This is a genomic window from Paenibacillus cineris (genome assembly GCF_018333335.1).
In the GTDB taxonomy this organism is placed as follows: domain Bacteria; phylum Bacillota; class Bacilli; order Paenibacillales; family Paenibacillaceae; genus Paenibacillus_AQ; species Paenibacillus_AQ favisporus.
Genome location: NZ_BORU01000004.1, coordinates 436248 through 456889, shown reverse-complemented (window position 1 = coordinate 456889; position 20642 = coordinate 436248). Strand labels below are relative to the sequence as shown.

Annotated in this window: 19 protein-coding genes and 1 pseudogene; 13 read left to right on the top strand and 7 right to left on the bottom strand. The window is 49.1% G+C overall.

Annotation, left to right across the window (positions count from 1 at the left end):
• Nucleotides 1–123 precede the first annotated feature (123 nt).
• From KI379_RS28825 to KI379_RS28810, 4 genes are all read left to right on the top strand, one after another.
• Nucleotides 124–876 (top strand): SDR family oxidoreductase, encoded by a 753-nt coding sequence (locus tag KI379_RS28825; protein WP_212985721.1) that lies wholly within the window; start codon nucleotides 124–126, stop codon nucleotides 874–876.
• Between the two features lie 63 nt (nucleotides 877–939).
• Complete coding sequence (locus tag KI379_RS28820; protein WP_212985720.1) at nucleotides 940–1860, top strand: alpha/beta hydrolase family protein; 921 nt, start codon at nucleotides 940–942, stop codon at nucleotides 1858–1860.
• Between the two features lie 380 nt (nucleotides 1861–2240).
• Nucleotides 2241–2642: an RrF2 family transcriptional regulator gene (locus KI379_RS28815; protein WP_076172363.1), complete on the top strand. Its 402-nt coding sequence runs from the start codon at nucleotides 2241–2243 to the stop codon at nucleotides 2640–2642.
• Between the two features lie 136 nt (nucleotides 2643–2778).
• Nucleotides 2779–3441 carry a nitroreductase family protein gene (locus tag KI379_RS28810; RefSeq protein ID WP_212985719.1) on the top strand — a complete coding sequence of 221 codons (663 nt, stop codon included), beginning with the start codon at nucleotides 2779–2781 and terminating at the stop codon, nucleotides 3439–3441.
• Nucleotides 3442–3571: 130 nt separating this feature from the next.
• On the opposite strand, the gene KI379_RS28805 is transcribed toward KI379_RS28810, so the two are convergent.
• Nucleotides 3572–4849, bottom strand: coding sequence for an MFS transporter (locus KI379_RS28805; RefSeq protein ID WP_212985718.1), 1278 nt, complete (start codon nucleotides 4847–4849; stop codon nucleotides 3572–3574).
• A 245-nt stretch (nucleotides 4850–5094) separates the two neighbouring features.
• Here KI379_RS28805 and KI379_RS28800 point away from each other — a divergent pair, with 245 nt between their 5' ends.
• Both KI379_RS28800 and KI379_RS28795 read left to right on the top strand, forming a co-directional pair.
• Entirely contained in the window at nucleotides 5095–6234 is a 1140-nt protein-coding gene (locus KI379_RS28800; RefSeq protein WP_212985717.1) for a 5-methyltetrahydropteroyltriglutamate--homocysteine S-methyltransferase, read from the top strand.
• 503 nt (nucleotides 6235–6737) lie between these two features.
• Nucleotides 6738–9266: an ATP-binding protein gene (locus tag KI379_RS28795; RefSeq protein WP_212985716.1), complete on the top strand. Its 2529-nt coding sequence runs from the start codon at nucleotides 6738–6740 to the stop codon at nucleotides 9264–9266.
• 418 nt (nucleotides 9267–9684) lie between these two features.
• Here KI379_RS28795 and KI379_RS28790 read toward each other — a convergent pair.
• Both KI379_RS28790 and KI379_RS28785 read right to left on the bottom strand, forming a co-directional pair.
• Nucleotides 9685–10367: pseudogene (locus tag KI379_RS28790) on the bottom strand (ABC transporter ATP-binding protein); the annotation flags it as partial.
• A gap of 48 nt (nucleotides 10368–10415) precedes the next feature.
• On the bottom strand, nucleotides 10416–11159 hold the full coding sequence (locus KI379_RS28785; protein ID WP_212985715.1) for an SDR family oxidoreductase: 744 nt from the start codon (nucleotides 11157–11159) through the stop codon (nucleotides 10416–10418).
• Between the two features lie 197 nt (nucleotides 11160–11356).
• Between KI379_RS28785 and KI379_RS28780 the strand changes: the two genes are divergently transcribed.
• On the top strand, nucleotides 11357–11947 hold the full coding sequence (locus KI379_RS28780; protein ID WP_212985714.1) for a TetR/AcrR family transcriptional regulator: 591 nt from the start codon (nucleotides 11357–11359) through the stop codon (nucleotides 11945–11947).
• A 114-nt stretch (nucleotides 11948–12061) separates the two neighbouring features.
• Here KI379_RS28780 and KI379_RS28775 read toward each other — a convergent pair whose 3' ends face one another.
• The 3 genes from KI379_RS28775 to KI379_RS28765 form a co-directional block, all read right to left on the bottom strand.
• Nucleotides 12062–12418 carry a hypothetical protein gene (locus KI379_RS28775; RefSeq protein ID WP_076172322.1) on the bottom strand — a complete coding sequence of 119 codons (357 nt, stop codon included), beginning with the start codon at nucleotides 12416–12418 and terminating at the stop codon, nucleotides 12062–12064.
• Nucleotides 12419–12673: 255 nt separating this feature from the next.
• Complete coding sequence (locus KI379_RS28770) at nucleotides 12674–13747, bottom strand: hypothetical protein (protein ID WP_212985713.1); 1074 nt, start codon at nucleotides 13745–13747, stop codon at nucleotides 12674–12676.
• Nucleotides 13748–13858: 111 nt separating this feature from the next.
• Nucleotides 13859–14278, bottom strand: a complete 420-nt coding sequence (locus KI379_RS28765; protein WP_212985712.1) for a YybH family protein — start codon at nucleotides 14276–14278, stop codon at nucleotides 13859–13861.
• A 119-nt stretch (nucleotides 14279–14397) separates the two neighbouring features.
• Here KI379_RS28765 and KI379_RS28760 point away from each other — a divergent pair, with 119 nt between their 5' ends.
• The 6 genes from KI379_RS28760 (at nucleotide 14398) to KI379_RS28735 (ending at nucleotide 19909) form a co-directional block, all read left to right on the top strand.
• Complete coding sequence (locus KI379_RS28760; protein ID WP_089549524.1) at nucleotides 14398–14751, top strand: winged helix-turn-helix transcriptional regulator; 354 nt, start codon at nucleotides 14398–14400, stop codon at nucleotides 14749–14751.
• A gap of 196 nt (nucleotides 14752–14947) precedes the next feature.
• Nucleotides 14948–15766, top strand: coding sequence for a TIM barrel protein (locus KI379_RS28755; RefSeq protein ID WP_212985711.1), 819 nt, complete (start codon nucleotides 14948–14950; stop codon nucleotides 15764–15766).
• Nucleotides 15767–15791: 25 nt separating this feature from the next.
• Nucleotides 15792–17162 (top strand): amino acid permease, encoded by a 1371-nt coding sequence (locus KI379_RS28750; protein WP_212985710.1) that lies wholly within the window; start codon nucleotides 15792–15794, stop codon nucleotides 17160–17162.
• Nucleotides 17163–17241: 79 nt separating this feature from the next.
• On the top strand, nucleotides 17242–18255 hold the full coding sequence (locus KI379_RS28745) for an SIS domain-containing protein (RefSeq protein ID WP_212985709.1): 1014 nt from the start codon (nucleotides 17242–17244) through the stop codon (nucleotides 18253–18255).
• Between the two features lie 63 nt (nucleotides 18256–18318).
• Entirely contained in the window at nucleotides 18319–19101 is a 783-nt protein-coding gene (gene frlD, locus KI379_RS28740) for a fructoselysine 6-kinase (protein ID WP_212985708.1), read from the top strand.
• Between the two features lie 70 nt (nucleotides 19102–19171).
• Nucleotides 19172–19909 (top strand): GntR family transcriptional regulator, encoded by a 738-nt coding sequence (locus KI379_RS28735; RefSeq protein ID WP_076172305.1) that lies wholly within the window; start codon nucleotides 19172–19174, stop codon nucleotides 19907–19909.
• Nucleotides 19910–20012: 103 nt separating this feature from the next.
• Here the strand turns inward: KI379_RS28735 and KI379_RS28730 are convergent, their stop codons facing one another.
• A complete protein-coding gene (locus KI379_RS28730; protein WP_089549529.1) occupies nucleotides 20013–20504 on the bottom strand; it encodes a pyridoxamine 5'-phosphate oxidase family protein in 492 nt (163 codons plus the stop codon).
• Between the last annotated feature and the right edge of the window lie 138 nt (nucleotides 20505–20642).

Here is a 20642-nt window from a genome sequence, read left to right as displayed (position 1 = left end):
CAAGTTTTTTACCCATTAGGTTGACGTATCAACCCAAAGATCCATTCTGGATACGAAGTTGGCGCATCAGCCTGGAGCATTTACAAATACCATACTTCAATGCACGAAAGGAGATTTTTTTAGATGCAGCATAAACCCGTCGCCCTGGTTACCGGGGCCAACAAAGGAATCGGCCATCAAATTGCCAAAGATCTCGCTGCACACGGCTTCACCGTACTCGTCGGGTCGCGCAGCCTTAAGAATGGGGAGGAGGCAGCAAAAAGTATAGGAGCGGACGTACGCGCCCTCCAGCTCGACGTCACGAATCAGGCCTCCGTCGACGCCGCGGCAGAGCGTATCCGCCGAGAGCTCGGCCGACTCGACGTGCTCGTGAACAATGCCGGCATCTCGCATGCGGGCAATCCGGACCGGCCGCTTGAGGAGATCGCGGAATCGTGCCGGCCCAGCATCGCTTCTCTTGACGAGGTACGCGCGGTGTTCGAGACGAACGTGTTTGGCGTTATCGCGGTCACCCAAGCGATGCTGCCGCTCCTGCGTGAGGCGCCGGCGGCACGCATCGTCAACGTATCCAGCGAAGCGGGATCGTTGACGCTCAACGCCGACCCGGCCAATCCGCATCGTCCGATGTTCGGTGCCGTGTACAGCCCGTCGAAGACCGCCCTCAACGCCGTGACGCTTGCTTTCGCCATCGAACTCGAGTCGGCGGGCATCAAGGTCAACGCAGCATGCCCGGGCTTTACCGGGACGGACCTCAACAACTTCGCGGGAACGCGCACCGTCGAACAGGGGGCACGCGAACCCGTGCGTCTGGCGCTCCTCGATGAGAACGGTCCGACAGGCACGTTTTCGAACGAGGACGGCCCACTCCCGTGGTAATGCAGCTTCTAGTGGTTGATCCCAACCACCCCCCAATCTCTCTCAACGAAAGGAACTTTAATTATGGAAATCAACGTTAATACATCTACTCCGATCATCTCGGTAAAACCGGTAGTGCTGCCCGCGCCGGAACGGGGTGAGGATCTGCAAGTGCGGGTGTCTGCGCCCGCAACGGGGCATGATCTGCCCATTATCGTTTTCTCCCATGGCTTTGGCTCGTCGATGGACGGCTATGCTCCCTTGGTGGACTTCTGGGCAGCACACGGCTTCGTAGTTATTCAACCTACCCACCTCGACTCGAGAACGCTGAATCTTCCACCTGAAGATTCCCGAACACCGCTGATCTGGCGCATTCGGGTTGATGACCTGAAGCGCATTCTCGACCAGCTTGACCTGATTGAGGCTTCTGTGCCTGGTCTCAGGGGACGCCTTGATCGGAGCCGCATTGCCGCAGCCGGACACTCCTGGGGAGGCCAGACGGTGAGCACGCTGCTCGGCGCCCGTGTCCTTGATGCCGACGGTAAGCCGGGTGAGGACATGTCCGACCCGCGGATTCAGGCGGGATTGCTGCTTGCCACGACGGGCAAGGGCGGAGCCGACTTAAGCCCATTCGCGGCCGAGCACTTCCCCTTCATGAATCCGAGCTTCGCGGACATGAATACGCCGACCCTCGTGGTCGCGGGGGACCAGGATCAGTCCCGGCTGTCCACACGGGGGCCGGACTGGTTCGCCGATCCGTACTTCCTGAGCCCGGGCAGCAAGAGTCTGCTCACCCTTTTCGGGGGAGAGCACTCGCTGGGCGGAATTCCCGGGTACAACGTCACGGAGACGACGGACGAGAACCCCGAACGGGTCGCCCTGCTCCAGCGGGTCACTTGGGCTTATCTGCGCAGCGCGCTTGGCATCGACGATTCCAGCTGGGCGGCAGCCCGCGCGGCTTTGGAAGAAGGGGCCAACCCGCTGGGCCGTATCGAGTCGAAGTAAGGGCCTGATGGGCGTGCCGGCCTGAGAGTCATATGAAGCCCCACCGGCCGCGAGCATCCATTTGAAGTTCGGTGACGGGACAACTTTCCAGGACGATAGTCAAACAAGCGATATCACAACGGCCATCCCTAAAAAGGATGGCCTTTAAACTTGCCGTTATAGGCGGGGTCGTGAAGCTTGCCACAAACCAAAAGTTTGGGGGAGCACCAACAATGGGATACCCAAACACATCAACATGACGCCTGCCTTATCCCGCAAACATCCACTCCGTTCATCGCGAGTTTTATGTTTGAGGAAAGAACTGATATGATAAAAGAAAGTATTGCTGATACAGACACATGTTGTGAGATTGCGATACACTGTAAACAGGAGGGATTTAAATGATATCTAACCGGAGCGTCCAGATTGGTCCGCCGCGTTTCGCCACTGCTGTACATGCCCTGATCTTGCTTGCCAAATGCGAAGGAATGCTTTCCAGCGCGGCCATAGCCTGCGATGTCCAATCACATGCCACATTCCTCCGCAGAGTATTGGCGCAGCTCACGCATAGCGGAATGGTCGAAGCGAGAGAAGGACGGAACGGGGGCTACTATCTAAAGCGCCGTCCGGATCAAATTACGCTGGCGGATATCTATTTGGCTGTAAAATCGGATTGCTGCGAACAAGAGGTTCAGGAGCAATGCGCTTCGGGCCAACAAAAGCTTGAAGCGATTATGGGAGAAGTGCAGAATCAGACGATCGAATTGCTCAAGCAGCATACGTTAGCCGATTTGATGCAATAATAATTACCGGATTGCAATGTGAGTCGAAACGTTATATACTGTGTTCATGTAAGTTGCAGTTGGTGGCCCGACTGCATTTTATTTTAAGATATACTGTGCCTGTACTGAGCACAGTAATTACGAGGAGGAGAGAAACATGTCCGTTTCACAATTGTCACAAACCGTGGAGCAGCAGCCATTTTTCAACGTTATTCAGGAACGGCGGTCCGTCCGCAGCTATGATCCCGAAGTGAAAATTTCGCGGGAGGAAATGAACGAAATCCTGCAGCAAGCTGCGCTGGCTCCTTCAGCCGCCAATCTGCAGCCGTGGCGATTCCTCGTCATCGACTCGCAGGAGCTGAAGCAAAAACTGTATCCGATTGCCTTCAATCAGCAGCAAGTGATCGAAGCTTCGGCTGTCATTGCGGTACTCGGAGATCTGGAGGGCTATAAACTGGCCGAGAAGATTTACGGAATGGCGGTTGATGCGGGTTACATGCCTGCAGACACTGCTCAATCCTTTGTGGAACGCTATCAAACGATGTTCGCGAGCATGCCTTCAGAGACTGTTCTCCAGAAAATATCTATTGACGGTGGATTGGTATCCATGCAGCTTATGCTTGTCGCCCGTGCCAAAGGATATGATACGGTTCCGATGGGCGGCTTTGATCATGCTAAATTTGCAGAAGCGTTCGATATTCCAGAGAGATACGCTCCTATTATGCTTATCGCCATCGGCAAGGCGGCAAATCCCGGACACCCGACATTAAGACTGCCGATGGAGGATGTCGCTTTCTTCAACGAAATGCCTAAGGCATAATATCAGCATTCAAGCGTGAAAAAAACACCCGAGGATATGAACTGTATCTCAGCGGTTTGGACGATACCGTTCCATCAGCATATAAAAGACAGAAACCACTCCAGATCATGGAGTGGTTTTTTAGCGGAATTTACATTCGTGCGCCGGGAGCAGATTCGTTACGGAAAGCCTGACGGCCGATCAGGCCGACTCCCAGCGCCAGCAAGGTTAGGACTGCTGCTAACAAGTATAGGTTCACAATGCCGAGCCATTCGGCAAGGGCAGCCATAACGAGCAGCGAAATACAGAACACCAGATTCAGCAAGGAGGCTTGGGCGGACAGCACTTTCGGCAGCACCCCTTTGTCAACGCTGCGCTGAATCAAGGTGCGGCGGTTGATCACCGAAAGCTCAGCGAATGGGCCCATCAGCAGGACGAGAATGAGCGCGATAAAGGGCTGGGTGTTGAGGGCGTATATGGCGGTGAGGATGCCATACCCCGCCATGCCGATCAGCATGGCGGCCAGAAGGCTGCTGCCGATGGCGCGTGAAATGGCCAGAACCAGCAGTCCGCCGCCGACTGTCCCCGCAAAATAAGCCGCATTAATGAAGCCCCACCACTCTTCGCCTTGGCCAAGTGCCGTCTGAACGAAGGCCAGCGTAAAAGCGCCGACCCATACCGAACCGCCCAGCATGTCGATGATGTCCATGAAGGTCAGCAGCCGCAGGCGCGGCATTTGCCAGATGATTTTCCAGCCCTCGGTCAAGGTGTGCCATCTGGAAGCTGGAGCCGCTGCTAAGCTGTCGTCAGGCACTGCGTCGGTCGGCTGCTGTTCAAGATGGGCTTCCGCCGGCTCCTTGACGCCTAGTGTAAAAGCCGCTGCCAGCCCGTAGACGACGGCCGTCACCAACAGTGTTGGACTGGGTCCAAGCAAGGCGACAATAACGCCGCTGAGCCCCCAGCCGGCAAACTGTACGACCTGATCGCTGACGCTGATCAAGCTGTTGGCCTTGAGCAGGCCCTGCTCATGTGCGACGAGCCGCGGAACAAGCGCGTTGCGGGCGGGAACCGTCCACCCGTCCAGGAAAGACATGGCGAAGACCAGCGCAAACACCAGAACAAACACAGCGTCCTTTCCGGTAAGCTGCAGGTAAACGGCCAAGCCTACGAACAGCAGAAACTGGCCCGTCTGCGAGAGGAGCAGCAGGGATGGAAGTTTGAAGCGGTTCAACAGCAGCGGCGCGATCAGGCCGCTCAGCATTTGGGCGCCGCTGCGCATCAGCGGCATAAACGCCGCCGATATGAGTGATTCGGTCTGGTTTAACACCAGCACCGTAAGCGCCATAATGTAGAGCACATCCGCGGCGTTTGCCGCCGTCTGGGTGGTCCACAGGAAATAGAAAGGCCGGGTTAAGAAGGATGATTTCATGGCGGTCAAAGTCTCCATTCCTACGTGCATGATGCAAAAAGCTTGTAACAAGATTAAGAATACGGGAACTTGAAGTTTTTTACAATGAAGGAAAAACACCTAATAGGGCAAGCACAGAGGCATCCTGTAAAAAGAAAATCAGCTATAGTTAATAGCTATAACAGGCTATAACCTTTTAGTAGAACGTTATACCCAAGGGGTTATGCTATAGTGATTTTAATATTATTTTCCGAGGAGGTTAGCCGATGAGCACACAAACCAAACCTACAAAACGAACCGTTACTCCGTTTCGATATGATATCGTCGGCAGCTTTTTGCGCCCCCAAGCGTTGAAAGAAGCCAGAGCCCAATTCCAGAACGGTGAAATCACCGCTGAGCAGCTAAGTGAAGTAGAGAGCGCCGAGATCATCAAGCTCGTGCAGAAGCAAAAAGAAGTAGGGCTTCAAGCGGTCACCGACGGCGAATTCCGCCGTTCTTGGTGGCATCTGGACTTCTTCTGGGGCTTGGATGGCGTAGAGCGGACCATTGTTGATCAAGGCTACCAATTTAACGGTGCACAGTCCAGACCCGAAACCGCCCGCCTGACTGGTAAAGTGGGTTACAGCAGCCATCCGTTTGTATCGCATTATGCGTTTTTAAAAGAGGTTGCTGGCGAAGATGTCGTTGTGCGTCAATCCATTCCTGCGGCCGCGCAGTTCCTGTTCGAGCTGGACCGGGCAGAAAATCAGGAGAGCACGCAAGCCATCTATCCGAATCGGGAAGAGCTTGTTACGGATATTGCCAAAGCCTACAAAGCAGCGATCCTTGCACTCTATGAAGCCGGCTGCCGCAGCCTCCAAATCGACGATTGCACGTGGGGAGCGCTTTGCGACGAACAGTTTATGGCGTTTATGAAGCAGGCCGGCGTCAACGTGGCAGAATATGCGAATGAATTTGCAAGATTGAATGAGGAAGTGGTATCCGGTCTTCCGGATGACCTCGTCGTCACCACGCATGTATGCCGCGGTAATTATGTATCGACTTACGCCGGAGTTGGAGGAGGCTACGAGCCGATCGCGCAAACGCTCCTGGGTATCGATAACTACTCCGGCTATTATCTGGAGTTCGATACCGAGCGGGCAGGCGATTTCAAGCCGCTGCGCTTCCTGAAGGACAATCAGCAGGTCGTGCTGGGCCTGTTCTCTTCTAAATTCGGTGAGCTGGAAAATAAAGAGGACATCCTGAAACGGATCGAGGAAGCGACACAGTACGTCGACCTGAACCGGATTTGCCTGAGCCCGCAATGCGGCTTCGCCTCTACGGAAGAAGGCAACCACCTGACCGAGGAGCAGCAATGGCGCAAGCTTGCTTTTATTAAAGAAATCGCGGAAGAGATCTGGAAGTAAATCGGGAAGTAGAATAAAGTAAACTGTTAAATATCACCAAAAAGTCATTATAATGCGGTCTGAGGTACCTTGATCAGAAGAATGCTTAAAGTAACACATCTGATAGATAAGTAATAAAATAATTCAAAAACAACCATTGACGGCATGGAAAGCCGTCAATGGTATTTTTTTTAGTGCGGACCAATCCGCATTTATCGGTTGGTCAAAGCGCCCACTACAGTCCCATTGTCAGCTTTTTTAGGGGATTTCTTGGATCCTATGGGGTTTGACACATGAATAGGAATTAAAAAGTTATGCCTTGTCAAAGCACGCTGTACTGAGAAAAAGGCGTTACATTTTGCATGGAGAATCCCCAATAAAATCTTTAGCTGAGCAAAAGGAAATCCGTTGATTCAAAGCCCTACTATAGGTGTAAATATTTTCCTTCAACCAACAAGACGATTATTATATAATTTACTAGAGTTTTTTCTTTCAAATAAAGTACTTCGTATAGAGGTGAAAATATGTTTATTAGTTCAAAACAGTGCTCAGAATTTGATTCTATACTTAAGGAATTTGAAGTTGGATTAAGGTCCTTTATTTCTGAACAAATCCTTCAGAAGCATAAAGATTACAATTCTTTTGAAACTTTAATTATGACTTTAAAGAATGCGTTTGATACTTCTAATATTGGAGTAAAGCCACTATTATTCCAAAAGTATATTGGAAAGATAACGAAATGGTTGAAGGATGGGAATTTAAAATCATTTTATGAATCAATTGTGTTTGCATTTAATTGTTACGATAAAAAAAGTCACTACCAAGATTCGGACGTTCCCTATCTTTCAGAGATAATTGATATAATGTTTTTACTTAACGAGCCATATTTTACTGAGTACATAAAGAGATTTGGGAGAGAATTTGAATCAACTTTGAACCTCTATTTAATAGTTAGAAACGCCTGTTCTCATCCAGGGTCAAGACGGGTTAGTTTAGATGAAGCAAGGCAAATCATTCATTTCATTTTTATGAGTCTTTCAACATTAGAGGAAAAATACTTCTGGTATGTAAGTGGGGAAGACTTAAAAAAAGAAATTACTGCACTACTAACAAAGTTAGATTCCAAACCAATTTTGAAACACAATTTGTATTCTGTAAGTCTAGTGCATGAACAATTATTAATGCGTGAGACAGAATATGACTTAATGAATCAATACTTATTAACAAATCGTCGAAAAAGCAGTAGCGTAGTATTACATGGTTACGGCGGTGTTGGAAAAACAGCATTGGCATTAGAGTTTTGTTATAACCTACTTGATAAAGTTAATGAGGGAATGTATTCATACGATTTTATATGCTGGGCATCGTCAAAATCTAATAAGCTTGCTTTCGATAGAAGTGGAATAATAAAAATAAAAAATTTTGAGCCTCAATACGAAACTTTTAATGACCTTTGTGAAATATTTGCATCAGTACTTGGATGCGATAATTCTAAAGAAGAATCTATTCTTGAGTATTTCAATTCTTGTAGCCAAGGATTGATTATAATTGATAATTATGAGAATATTGTTGGATTAGAAAGAACAAGACTTGAAAATTTCATTAATGAGTGCCCGCACCATATACAATTTATCATTACGTCACGACAAGAGGAAGAAATAGCAGATAAGAGAATTGAGATAAATGGATTTAAAGAAATTAAAGCTGGCTCCCAATTTATCGGGGACTACTGTAAATTAAGAAGTTATAGGCACGAGTTTGACCAACAAGAAATCCAAGATTTTCTGACGTTATCTTGTGGCAACACTCTAGTTATTACTCTTATGCTTGACAGGATAATAGATGGAATAATGAGTATACGGTCATCTATTGATTCTATGCGACATTTGCCTAATCGGGAAATTGACGAAATAGCTGAATTCATGTATAGAAATATGTTTGACAACATAATTTCTGAATATGAGTTGAAATATAATGGGTTAAAGGATGTATTGAATATTATTCTACTACATAGAGAACCTATGGATTTCTATTCAATTCACGAATTGTCAGGTATTGATGCCGCTAGTTTAAATGAAATCTTATCTCTATTCATAAAGAAATTCATAATTAATAGAATTAACGGACTTTATGAATTAAACGAAATGGCGTTAAAGTTTGTTTCACTTAAGTTATTGCCTGATCGTCAAGGAGTTCTAACTCTTGTTGAAAAAATCAACGATTATCGAAGACGCAATGATGAAGCAATTGAAAAATTAAGACTGGATATGACTAGAAATCCAAAGCTTAGAGAAATCATGGAGGATTGGCAACCAATAGCTAATTCTGATACTTTAGCCATCGCCCAAGCATATAATCTATTTGATGAGAGCAATAGAAAGTTAAGAAGAATGAAGGATATAAGTGGTTACCTTGCTGAAACCGAGGAGGAGTTTAATCGTCTATTTAGAAGAAGTGGACATCCTTATATCAGCTTTCAAAAAGCAAGAATATATAAGCTGTTTTTGGCAAAAGCAAGAGATTATTCAATGAGGAAATATTTACTTGAGCAAATGAATACTTCATTTGAGGATGCCTATTTAATTATTTGTAAAGGTGGTTATAATCACGTTCTTCAATCGCCAAGCTACCCTGCGTTATTAAAACTATATGGTATGTACCATCTAATCGATAACGACAATGTATTTGAAGCGATAAAATATTTAGAAATATCCAGTGATATTTATATTGCACGGGAAGATCAAAGCGAGAACGCCGCGAACGCATTTTATCATCTAGCTCAGGGCTGCTGTAAAGCATTCATTGATTCAAAAGATGGAATATATTTAAGGAAGGCATCTAGGGTAATCGAGAAATCTTTTATCTGTTTTAAAAATCAAGAAAATCAAGAAAAGTTACAAGAAGTCAGCTTGTTGCATATATTTGTTCAGTTTTATACTAATGCTGCTTCGAAAAAAGCAACAACATCCTCAATTAATCAACAAAAGGTTAATTTAAAGCCAAGAATGAAGTATATAATAGAGAATTTAAAAAGGGATCTTTACTCAGCGTAATATTTTTTAAAACAATGAAAAGGGCATCCGTTTATTTTGGATGCCTTTTTCATAATAATCGGAAACTATAAGTATTTGTTTAAGACAAACTGATATTAATTAGAGAGTGCCGGTGTAGCTGTCCAGAGATAACAACAGGCGTTATTTATTTTACACTCTTATATTGTGTTCTCTTAGAGCTCTGTACTAGATAACGAAAATCCTCAGATCATTAGTTCCCGCGATATGTGTTCATTAATCGAGACGTCAATAGCAGTGTTTAGTACTGTCGCTACTTTTCATCTTCTCCGTACATGTGCCTGAGTGTTCGTATAACAAACAATACCTTAAAACTGCACGGCAAAAGAAGATCAAGAAAAGTCCAAACTGTTTTTCCATTTAGAGACGAGAGACTTCTTGGGCTCTTGTTCCATCAACCTCACTGCTCAACTTGACACGCATGATGCCTCCCCTTAGGAATCACTAAGGGAGATCCAGAAACAGGATCTCCGATCAACATGCAATCGAGTCCGAAAATGTCCTTAACAAGCGTGCTGGTAATCACTTTGGATGGCGCACCCTCAGCCATAAGCGCTCCTTTATACAGCGCAAAAATATGGTCAGCATAACGTGCGGACAGGTTGATGTCATGAAGAACCATCACGATCGTTGTTCCGTACTTTCGGTTCAGGTCGGTGAGCAGGTCCAGAATTTCGACTTGATAGGTGATATCCAGAAAGGTCGTTGGTTCATCAAGAAATAAAATATCGGTCTGCTGTGCCAATGCCATCGCAATCCGGACGCGCTGCCGCTGGCCGCCTGAGAGCTCGTCAATGTGGTGGTTGGCCAGTTCGGTGATATCCATAATCCTCATTGCTTCAGCAACGGCCTCGTAATCCTTTTTGGTCCATCCGGTCTTCCGCGGCCTACCAAGTCCGCTACCGAAATCCCCTCCGGCACAATAGGCGATTTCGGCAGCAAGCCTAGGACCCGTGCCAAGTGTTTCCGCGAATATTTGCCGATGGGCTTACCGTCAAGCGTAATGCTGCCGGAAGACGGCTTAATGAGTCTGGCCATGGTTTTCAGCAGGGTTGACTTCCCACAGCCGTTGGCTCCGAGAACAAAAAAGACCGCCCTCTGACATGCATTGCATGCGAGGGCGGTCCGTTTTCAGATTTCTTGCATGGTAGGCCGGATCGTGATTTCGTTTATGGCGGCATCGTCAGGCTCGTTGATGGCGTAGGCAACGGCTCTGGCGACGCTGTCTGGTGACAGTGCCATCCCGCTCCCTGGCGCAACGGCATCTTGGTACTCGGGTGGAAGAACACTGATCGCCGTTTCCGTCGCCACCATCCCTGGAGAGATGTTGGTGGTCCGGATGCGCGAAGTCGGTGATTCCTCCTGACGCAGTCCTTCAGTGATCGCCCGCACGGCATGCTTAGTGGCGCTGTACACGGCCGTTACCGGAACGACCTTGTGCCCCATAAGCGAAGAAATGTTGACGATATGCCCCGCTTGCTGCTTCCTCATCGCTGGCAAAGCCGCGGCGATGCCGTACAATACGCCCTTGATGTTCACGTCGATCATGCGGTCCCAATCGTCGATCTTCAATTCGTTCAACCAGGAATTGGGCATAATACCGGCATTGTTGATCAGCACGTCGATCCGCCCGTATTTTTGCAGTGCAGCCTGTGCTAATTCCTGCATCCCACGCGCTGAGCTCACGTCGGTCGGCAGGACAATCGCTTCTCCGCCGCTCTTTATGATATCGTCGGCAAGAGATTGCAGCCGATCTTCTCTTCTGGCAGCCAATACGAGCTTGGCTCCGTGCTGGGCGAGCAGTTTTGCTGTCGCTTCACCGATTCCGCCGGTCGCTCCGGTCAAAATAACTACTTTCGATTTTATATTTTCCATGGGTCATCGTCTCCCAATAATAATTTATTGTATCGTGCTGTCGACAGCATTTCACTACACGTGTTGTTTATTTAACGTCCGTTGATTAATATTATATAGAGAGAAGGAATCGATTCAATCGTTAAATCACTAGGATCCGTATGATACGCGACATTCATATTAATATTGTCGATTAACTATAGGGAGGTAACCGATCCATGGAAGTTAAAGTCAAAAAAGACCGGCGCATTACAAGAACAAAGGAAGCCATCAATCGAGCATTCGTGGAACTGTTCGCAGAGAAGGCGTTCGATCGGATTACCATAAACGATATTGCCGAACGGGCAAACGTCAACCGGGCAACGGTGTATCTTCATTATGCAGATAAATACGATCTGCTCGACAAATGTATCGAAGATCATTTGAACCAAATGGTTACGGCTTGCTCGCTCAACAAGTCTTTCCAGCAAAAAGTAACGGATCTATTCGAAGCAACGGAAGCGCTGAAATCGCTGTTCGCTTATTTCGAGGATCATTTTCTGTTTTTCTCTTCCATGCTATCCAGTCAAAATACGGTCGCGTTTCGCGAATGTATGCTGGGAATTACGAAGACCTTGATCCAGAAGCAGATCGATATGGAGGGAGCCAACCGAGGCATGGATCCGGAAGTCACGCTTCAGTTTACGGCTTCAGCATTCGTTGGAACGGTAGAATGGTGGATTGCGAACCAGATGCCGCATCCGCCCGCAATGATGGCGGAGCAAGCCATGAAGCTGCTCAAGCGTCACGACATTTATTGTATGGTTTAAAATATTTCAGATGAGGCGTCCTGGATAAGAAAAAGCCCCATCCGGCCAATGGCCGGAAAGGGCTGAATTCCGCTTTCTCAAACTTCGTTCGTCTCTCCACCGCAACCTGAATAATCACCGCTTGAGAGTCATACGCCAGCTGTCCGAGCGGCTGAGCTCCGTGGAGGTTCTCGAGGTATTCACGGCGCTGACCAAGAGGAAAATGATTTGATCTTCGCCGGTGTTGTTGTTAAATAACACTTTGTTTGGCGTTAAATCCCCGGCACCGCCTCGGGCAACAAACTTTCCCGGAGACGGCTGGGCCTCGATTTTAATCGCAAAGGCTTCATTATTGAACAAAAAATTGAGGTTGTTTAACACCAATTTTCTTCCCTTTTTCACCCGGATGACGATTTGCTGCAGCAGCAGTGTTTTCCGCGGCCCTACTTTGACCGGCGTTTTTCCGCCTACGATCCCGCTTAGTTGAATCATGCTCTCACCTCTCTAATGAAATTCCTACAACGTATTCATAGAGGATGAGCTTGGACACGGCACTGCAGGCCATACCACCATGGCAAAGGCATTACATTTCATTTCGAGCCGGAGCCGGATTTCCGCAGCGCTCCCCGATTAATTCACAGCCTCTGAAACGTTGTCGTAATGCCGTCCCAAATGATAAGCTCGCGTCAGGAGGTTATCAAAACTTCCGCCAAAATATGGACAATCTTTAATGGAAAAGGAATTCCCTTACAAATACATCTCCCGGGTTTCTTCTCCAAAAAATCCGGTTACGTCCTGATACTCGGCGATATCGATCCGGTGCTGCCGCATGATTTTCTGAATAAAAATGGCGTCCGCAAAGAGCATGTTGACGATTTTTTGGCACGCTAACGGGGTGTCCTTGAGATGATCGACCAAATCATGAATGTTATCAAACTGAAAATAAAGGATATAACAGACATAATTCTGAAGCAGCATGCGGAATCCGTATTCTCGATACGGGTTGGTTCCGGCATCCAAGAGAGCGTCTCTCAGCAAATCGAAAAATGTTGTTTGATGTTCCGAGTGCATCCGGAGCAGCTCATCCACGTCATTGATCAGCCGCAGTACGGTCTCGAAACCTTCTTCCGAAGGCATAAGCAGCCTGGATGATTTACCCTCAATCGATCTTAGCAGCTCCAGCGTGAGGTGTTTATCGGCCTGAATTTCGTGAGGAGTGATTAGCCATCGATCCTTATACTCATCGTGCTTGTCGCAGTAGTAATCGTGGTATAAGGAAAAATAGCGCTCTACGCGGATACCCGTTTTCGTATGAACCAAATCCCGGCCCCGGAAAGAAAAGCCGTACAGAGTTTCCTCGTTAACCGGGTGGGCATAAAGGTAGAAAAAGAAGAAAAAGTCCCTTAGCTGCTCTTTCTGCACTTCATTCAACCGGGCCGCATCTGTCAACTGTCCCAATTGAAAAAAGCAGTAATGTTTCATGAAATCATTCATTGCACGGTAAGGATGGGGACTTGCAATGGACGTCGTCGAATTGATCGTATACAGGAGAAAATAGAGGATCTGCTCATCGTAGACATCGAGGTCCGGAAAGTAACCCGAGAGCAGCGGGCTCCAGTCGGGGTTAGCCGTGTACCGGGGATCTTTCGGCTGTAATGCGTCTGCCCATTCCACAAACGGTTCGTCATCATGATCGGCAAAAAATAATTCGGCGCTGCCATCCTCGAAAAGGCCGTATTTAAAGCCTTCCGTGTGATCAAGCTCGAATCCTCTATTAAATTTGATGTTCAAATAATTGTTAAATAGCGATTGAAGTGTCATTTGTCTGTTCCTCGGTTCCTTAATCATTCTGCTTGCATTCGCTTGCCGGCCGCTAACAGGCTGCTTTAGAGGTTTTCGACATGAAGCGGGCATAACCTCCTGCGAAAATCCTCAGCATGAACGTATTCGTTCCAAAATTTCGGAGCCCGAAGGGTGGTCTACGATGTACCGCCAGCTTCCGTCGGTTTGCCGTCTTATCACTTCAGACGTATGTCCTTCCACCTGAGCCGGATTGCCGTTCCCATCCTGTGTATGAAGGATGAAATGGGCACGCAGCAAAGCGATATTTTCGAATGGGATGCAGTAAATGTTCCTGGACGTCATGCGTCCCTGCAGCTGCAGCAAATCCTCGAGCGTTCTGCGGATTTTTTCGATTCCTTGGTCAAGCTCGCCGGCTGGGTTTATCAAAATGCTGTTTGATTCGTATAACGAAAGCAGTGCGTTGATATCGCCGGAGTTGAAGGCCTCGGCAAAAGCAGCATTCATGTCCTCCGGCCGCATGACCGGATTGAAGTTCAATGGTGGCTTCATAAGATCGCCTCTTTTCGTATAATGGAAATATACAGGTAGCTTATACGATCCTTCACCGGTATTGAAGTACGCAGAAATAGATGACGTAGTCATAAAAACCTGACCAGCAGGAGGAAAAGATGCCTTATCAGGATGGAACATTTGGTTGTCCGGTAGATGTGGGACTGCAGCTGATCAACGGGAAATGGAAACCGAAGATTATCTACGAGCTGCTTCAGCAAACGTGCCGTTTCGGCGAGCTTCACCGGCGAATTCCCGGTGTTTCCAGGCATGTGCTGACGACACAGCTGCGGGAGTTGGAAGAAGGCGGTATCGTACAGCGAAATGCATTTTTGACCGTGCCGCCAAAAGTTGAATATTCGCTGACGGAGTTTGGCCAGCGTTTGGAGCCCATTTTGGAGCAGATCATGAAAGTGGGAGAGCACTATATTTCACAGCAAAAACAGGAGGCGGCTGCTGATCCGCCAAGCTGAGTCGAGTTATGTCGATGTAAGTTATGAATACCGCTAAGCTATATTCTTTTCTCTAGATATCCCGCAGCACCCCCTTTCTAGGGCGGGTGCCACAGCGGGATTTTTTTATTTTAAACGAATGGGTTGACATTATGTATTACTTAATTATAATACAAGACATAACAATTAAAAGCGCTATCATTTTGGAGGTGAAGCGATGGATCTTGCAGGCATGAATATTACGTATAGGCATTTTCCTTTTGAACACTTTCTCGATTCCATGACGGAGCTCGGGGTGGATCGCATCGAGCTGTGGGCAGGTGAGCCGCATTTCTATGTGTATCGGGGCGGCCTTAGCCAAGTAAGGCGCATCCGTCAGGAACTTCGCTCCAGGCAGATGAAGGTGGTCTGCTATACGCCGGAACAGTGCGTGTACCCTTACAATCTGGCGGCATCCGATCCGGATCTGCGGCAGAAGAGCGTAGACTATTTTATCGAGAATATGTACGCCGCGTTGGAATTGGACTGCAGCATGATGCTGGTCACCTCAGGGATCGGAGACTTCCATCTGTCTGAGGATCAGTCATGGACGTACGCGGCCGATTCGATCGGCAGGCTGGCCCGGGTGGCGGAGCAGGAAGGCGTGACGCTTGCTTTGGAGCCCCTGACCCGCTTCGAGTCAAACTTGATGACGGACGTCAAGGGAATCCGGAAATTGCTGGATGAGATAAGGTCCCCGGCGCTTCAGGGAATGATCGACTCGGTAGCCATGCATCTGGCCGGCGAAACGCCGGAGGATTATTTCTCCGTACTGCCGGATCTGTGTCATTTTCATCTGATCGACGGAGACGGAACTTCGGATGCGCATCTGGCTCTGGACGACGGGATACTGGATTGGAGAGGGTATGTCACCGACCTTCAAAGCCTGAGCTACCAAGGGACCTGCACGCTGGAGATTATGGGACACCGTTATTATCAACACCCGCACGAGACGGTTAAGCAATCCATTCAAAAAATTAGGGAACTGGGCATCTGATCATTCGGATTGGGAGGAACTCACGATGAGTAATGGCACACTTACAAGAAAGCTGGGCTTCTGGTCAGCCTTGGCCTTAGCAGTGGGAACAACGATCGGCTCCGGAATCTTCGTCTCGACCGGGGATGTGGCAAGGGCTGCGGGTCTGCCTTCCATGTCCATCCTGGCCTGGATTATCGGCGGCGTTATTGCCATCCCGCAGGTTATGGTGCTGGCCGAGCTGTCTACTGCTTATCCGGAAAATGGAAGCGGTTACGTGTATCTGAACAAAGCGGGTTGGCGGCCGCTTGCCTTCCTGTACGGATGGGCGACGTTCTGGGCGCTCGATCCTCCGTCCATCTCGATCATGGCACTCGCGATCGTCACTTATCTGGCAAGCTTCTTCCCGTTCTTTAGCGGGATTGCGGGCAAGCTCCTGGGCATTGCCATTATTTTGTTCATTACCTCCATTCATTACCGCAGCGTAAAGGAGGGCGGCCGCTTTCAAGTCATCATTACTTTGCTCAAGATCATTCCGTTCCTCATCGTCATCGCGCTGGGCTTGATGTATATGAACTATGATCATTTTTCATATACGCCTGCGGCGGGAACGCACAGCGGCAGCCTGATCGGCGGAGTGTCGGCCACAACCTGGGCGTATACGGGAATGGCGTCAATCTGCTTTATGGCAGGGGAAATCCGAAATCCCGGGAAGGTGCTGCCGAAGGCACTCATCAGCTCGGTGCTGATCGTTCTTGGTCTTTACACGCTGCTGTCTGTTTGCATTACCGGTTTAATGCCGTTTGACAAGCTGATGGGCTCCAGCGCCGCCGTGTCCGATGCGGTCAGCTACATTCCGGGGTTCTCCGGCATCGCCTCGTCTTTCGTGGCAATCACAGCCATTATCGTCATCCTCGGCGCGTTAAGCTCTTGCATCATGTTCCAGCCGCGTCTTGAGTATGCCATGGCCAAGGACGGGCTGTTCTTTCAGCGCTTTGCAAAAGTCCATCCCAAGTACGAAACGCCGAGCTTCTCGATTCTGGCCCAAGTTACGTATGCCTGCATTCTCGTATTTTTCAGCGATTTAACCGCACTGCTGGGTTACTTTACGCTGATTCAGCTGGTGATTAACATCCTGGACTTTGCTGCGATTTATAAGTGCCGGAAAAGAGAGGACTACAAGCCGATCTACCGCATGCCTTTCTGGAGAATTACAACGGTGCTGGCGATCTTGGGCGCAGCCTGGCTGGCGTGGGGAACCTTCACCTGGGCTCCGCTCGAGGGGATGATTGCGGCGCTGATCGTGATCGTCACCGGCCTGCCTGTCTATTACTATTGGGAAAAGAAATACGGACGCCATCGACACCAGGACAGCAGCCCCCCAATGATGGCCCAACCCGCAAAAAAAGAATTGTAAGTTTAGTAATATCTAATTATAATACAAGACATAACAAATAGAGGGGCGGCAACCGCTCCAGCACAGGAGGGAACGCGACATGTTTAATTTTGACGAAGAGCTGTTTCTAAGATTGGTGGAAAAGGAAGGCCTCGCTTACCGAAGCCAGATTGAGGACATTGTCGACGGGATCTGCAGCAAAGGCTACAGCAACATCTTCATGATCGGCGCGGGCGGTACCATCGCGATGATGTACCCGTATGAATATATCCTGAAATCGAGCTCCAAGATCGACGCGCACGCCGAAATCGCCGCTGAATTTCTGGTGATGAACAACAAGCATTTCAGCAAGGATTCCGTGTGCATCTTCACCTCGGTATCCGGAACGACGAAGGAGACTATCGAGGCGATCGAGTACTGCAAAGAGCGGGGTGCAACGACCTTTGCCCTGGTGGCCGAGCCGGACACGCCGATCACGAAGCTGGTTGATCACTGCATTACGACCGGGTCGGAGAAGCACTCCTTCGATACGTTCTTCATGCTGCTGTACATGGTCGTATTCCGGTTCATGTATAACAATAACGAGTTCCCTCAGTATGAGCAATTCACCAAGGAAGTCGCCCTGCTGCCGCAAGCCATTCTGGATGCCGTCAAAGCGTTTGATAAGCGTGCCGAGGCCTTTGCCGTTGAGCATAAAGATACGAACTACCACATGATGGTCGGCTCGGGGAACCTGTGGGGCAACACCTATTCCTACGCTATGTGCGTGCTGGAAGAGATGCAGTGGATTCCGGCCAAGTCCATCCATGCGGCTGAATTTTTCCACGGCACCCTGGAGCTCGTCGTAGAAGATACAAGCGTCATTCTGCTGAAGGGTGAGGATGAAACGAGACCGCTGGCGGACCGTGTGGAACGATTTGCCGAGAAGGTCACCAAACGGCTGACGGTGATCGACACGAAAGATTTTGTGATGGAAGGGATCAGCGATGAGTTCCGGAAGCATTTTGCCGTGAGTATCAACTGGGCGTTGCTGAGCCGGATCAGCGTTTATCTGGAACGCGAAAGAAACCATCCGCTGACTTTGAGACGATACTATCGCAAGATGGAATACTAATACGTACGGGGAGCGCTGCCTATCCCGGCAGAGCTCCTTCCTTACACGGGAAGGTGAGACAAGATGCGAATCGTTACAGTCGGAGACAATTGTATGGATGTTTACCGATCCTCGGGGAAAGCCTGTCCTGGAGGAAATCCGGTAAACGTAGCCGTCTATTTGACCGAACTGGGTGCGGAGACAGCCTATATCGGCTGGGTGGGCAACGACCGGTATGGGGAGATTATGGTTCAGGCGATTCGGGGCAAGGGCGTAGATACGTCCAAGGTCTCGGTCCAAGAAGGCCGCACGGCGGTGACCTACGTCGATATGGTAGGCAGCGAAAGAAAGCTGGGCGATTATGAAGAAGGCGTGATGGCTGATTTCGCCTTGAACTCCGAGGATCTGCGCTTTACGGAGTCATTCCAGCTGGTGCATTCCGCGATTTGGGGCCATGCCGATTCGTATTTCGCTAATTTTAAGGAAAAAGGACTGCTGACTTCCTTCGACTTTGCCGATAAGCTGGATCATGAGCTGGTGACGACACTGACGCCATACGTGGACTACCCGTTCTTGTCCTATACACAGGATGACGAACATATCCGCCGCCTCATGCGGGAGATCAAGGACCGGGGCTCCAAAATCGTCGTAGCCACGCTTGGAGAAAACGGTTCTTTGGCCTACGATGGAGAACGGTTCTACAAGCACGGAATTACGGAGGTGGAGGTAGTCGATACGCTGGGAGCGGGTGATTCATTTATTGCCGGATTTATATACGGTATTCTGAAAGGGCTTCCGGTCGCAGCCTGCCTGGAGCAGGGCGCCGATAAAGCCGCAAAGACGATCAGCTACTTTGCTGCATGGTGACTGGACGTAGCCATCAATGTATAATAGAGAGATACAAATTTGATCATTGATGGATAAGGATGAATGTTCAATGAATTTGAATCCTTCAACCCCTCAGCCGCTGTACATGCAGATCAGGCAAATGTTGAAGAATGATATACAGCAGGGGCGCTACAAACCGGATGAGCAGATCCCGACAGAGGCCGAGCTTTGCGATATTTATAGCGTGAGCCGGATTACGATCCGCAAAGCGATCGAGGAGCTGGTCCGGGAAGGGGCGCTGACCCGGATTCCACGGCGGGGGACGTTCGTGGCCTCCAACAAATTCCATAATGAGCTGCTGTCTGTAAGCGGATTCTCCGAATTCAGCCATCAGCTTGGGATGATTCCGAATTCCCGGATACTCAGGAGCGACGTGATCGAAGCGACCGAAGACGTGGCCAGGTATCTTCGCATCGATGCGGGCAGCCCGGTGCTCGAGCTGGAGCGGCTTATGTACGTCAATGACCGTCCGCTGTTTTACGACATCGCGCATTATTCGCTGACCCGCTTTCCCGACCTGGAAAAGAAGATTACTACGAACGAATCGACGTATAAAATTCTGTCCGAGGATTACGGAACGGAAATCGTTAGCAACGATAAAGAGATCGATGTGATCGGCGCGACGAAGGAGTATGCCAAGCTGCTGGAATGCGACATCGGGGCGAATCTGTTCCGAATTTTAAAAGTGGCCTTTGACGCCAAGGATGAGCCGGTGCATCTCTCTACCTTCATGTGTGAGACCAACCGGGTCACGCTGACGGTTCACCGGGCGAAGCAGGGGCAGTAGACTTAGGGCTGAACGCTCGTGTGGACAGGGACGGGCGGAGACTGCACTGTGATCTGAAAATAAAAACGGACGCGGGTTAAGAACCGGCGTCCGTTTTTTTATCCTAATCCAATTCCACAGTTCGATTCATATTGGTGCCTTCGTTGCTTTTACCCATCAGTCTGCGGAACAGGAACCGGGCCATTTTGAACTTGTTGCCGGCATCCCAGTACTCGGCTGCTTCGGCCTGCACCTTGATGAGCACAAGGTTCGGATCGTCATAGTTCGTTTCCAGCAGCTGCTCGTAAACGGGGTTCCACAGTTCCTTCAGCTTTTCGGTGCTGTTGACCAGCTCGGCTTCACCGCGGATGGAGACGAAGGACTTGCCGGCATAGGCTACGTTGACCTGCCGGTTTTGCAGCAGCTCATGGAACTTCTCAGTGTCTTTCTTGGTCAGGAACCATAGGTCGCCGTCGAATTCGATATCCTGGGTCTTCATGGGACGTGAAACCAGCCCTTCTTCCGAGACGGTCGTCAGCATGGCCGTGTCGATGCCCTTAATCAAATCGCGTACTTTCTCGATCGCTTCTTGGTTGTCCGGAGTTGGATTTGTCATTTTGTTCACCTTTTCCTAGTGTGTGTTTTTATTAGTATTACACTTATTTATACGCTGCCAAACCAAGAGAATTGGGCTGACTCCACTCCTGATTTGAATCCCCTTATGCAGAAGCCTATACCTAGACCCCCGAGGTTC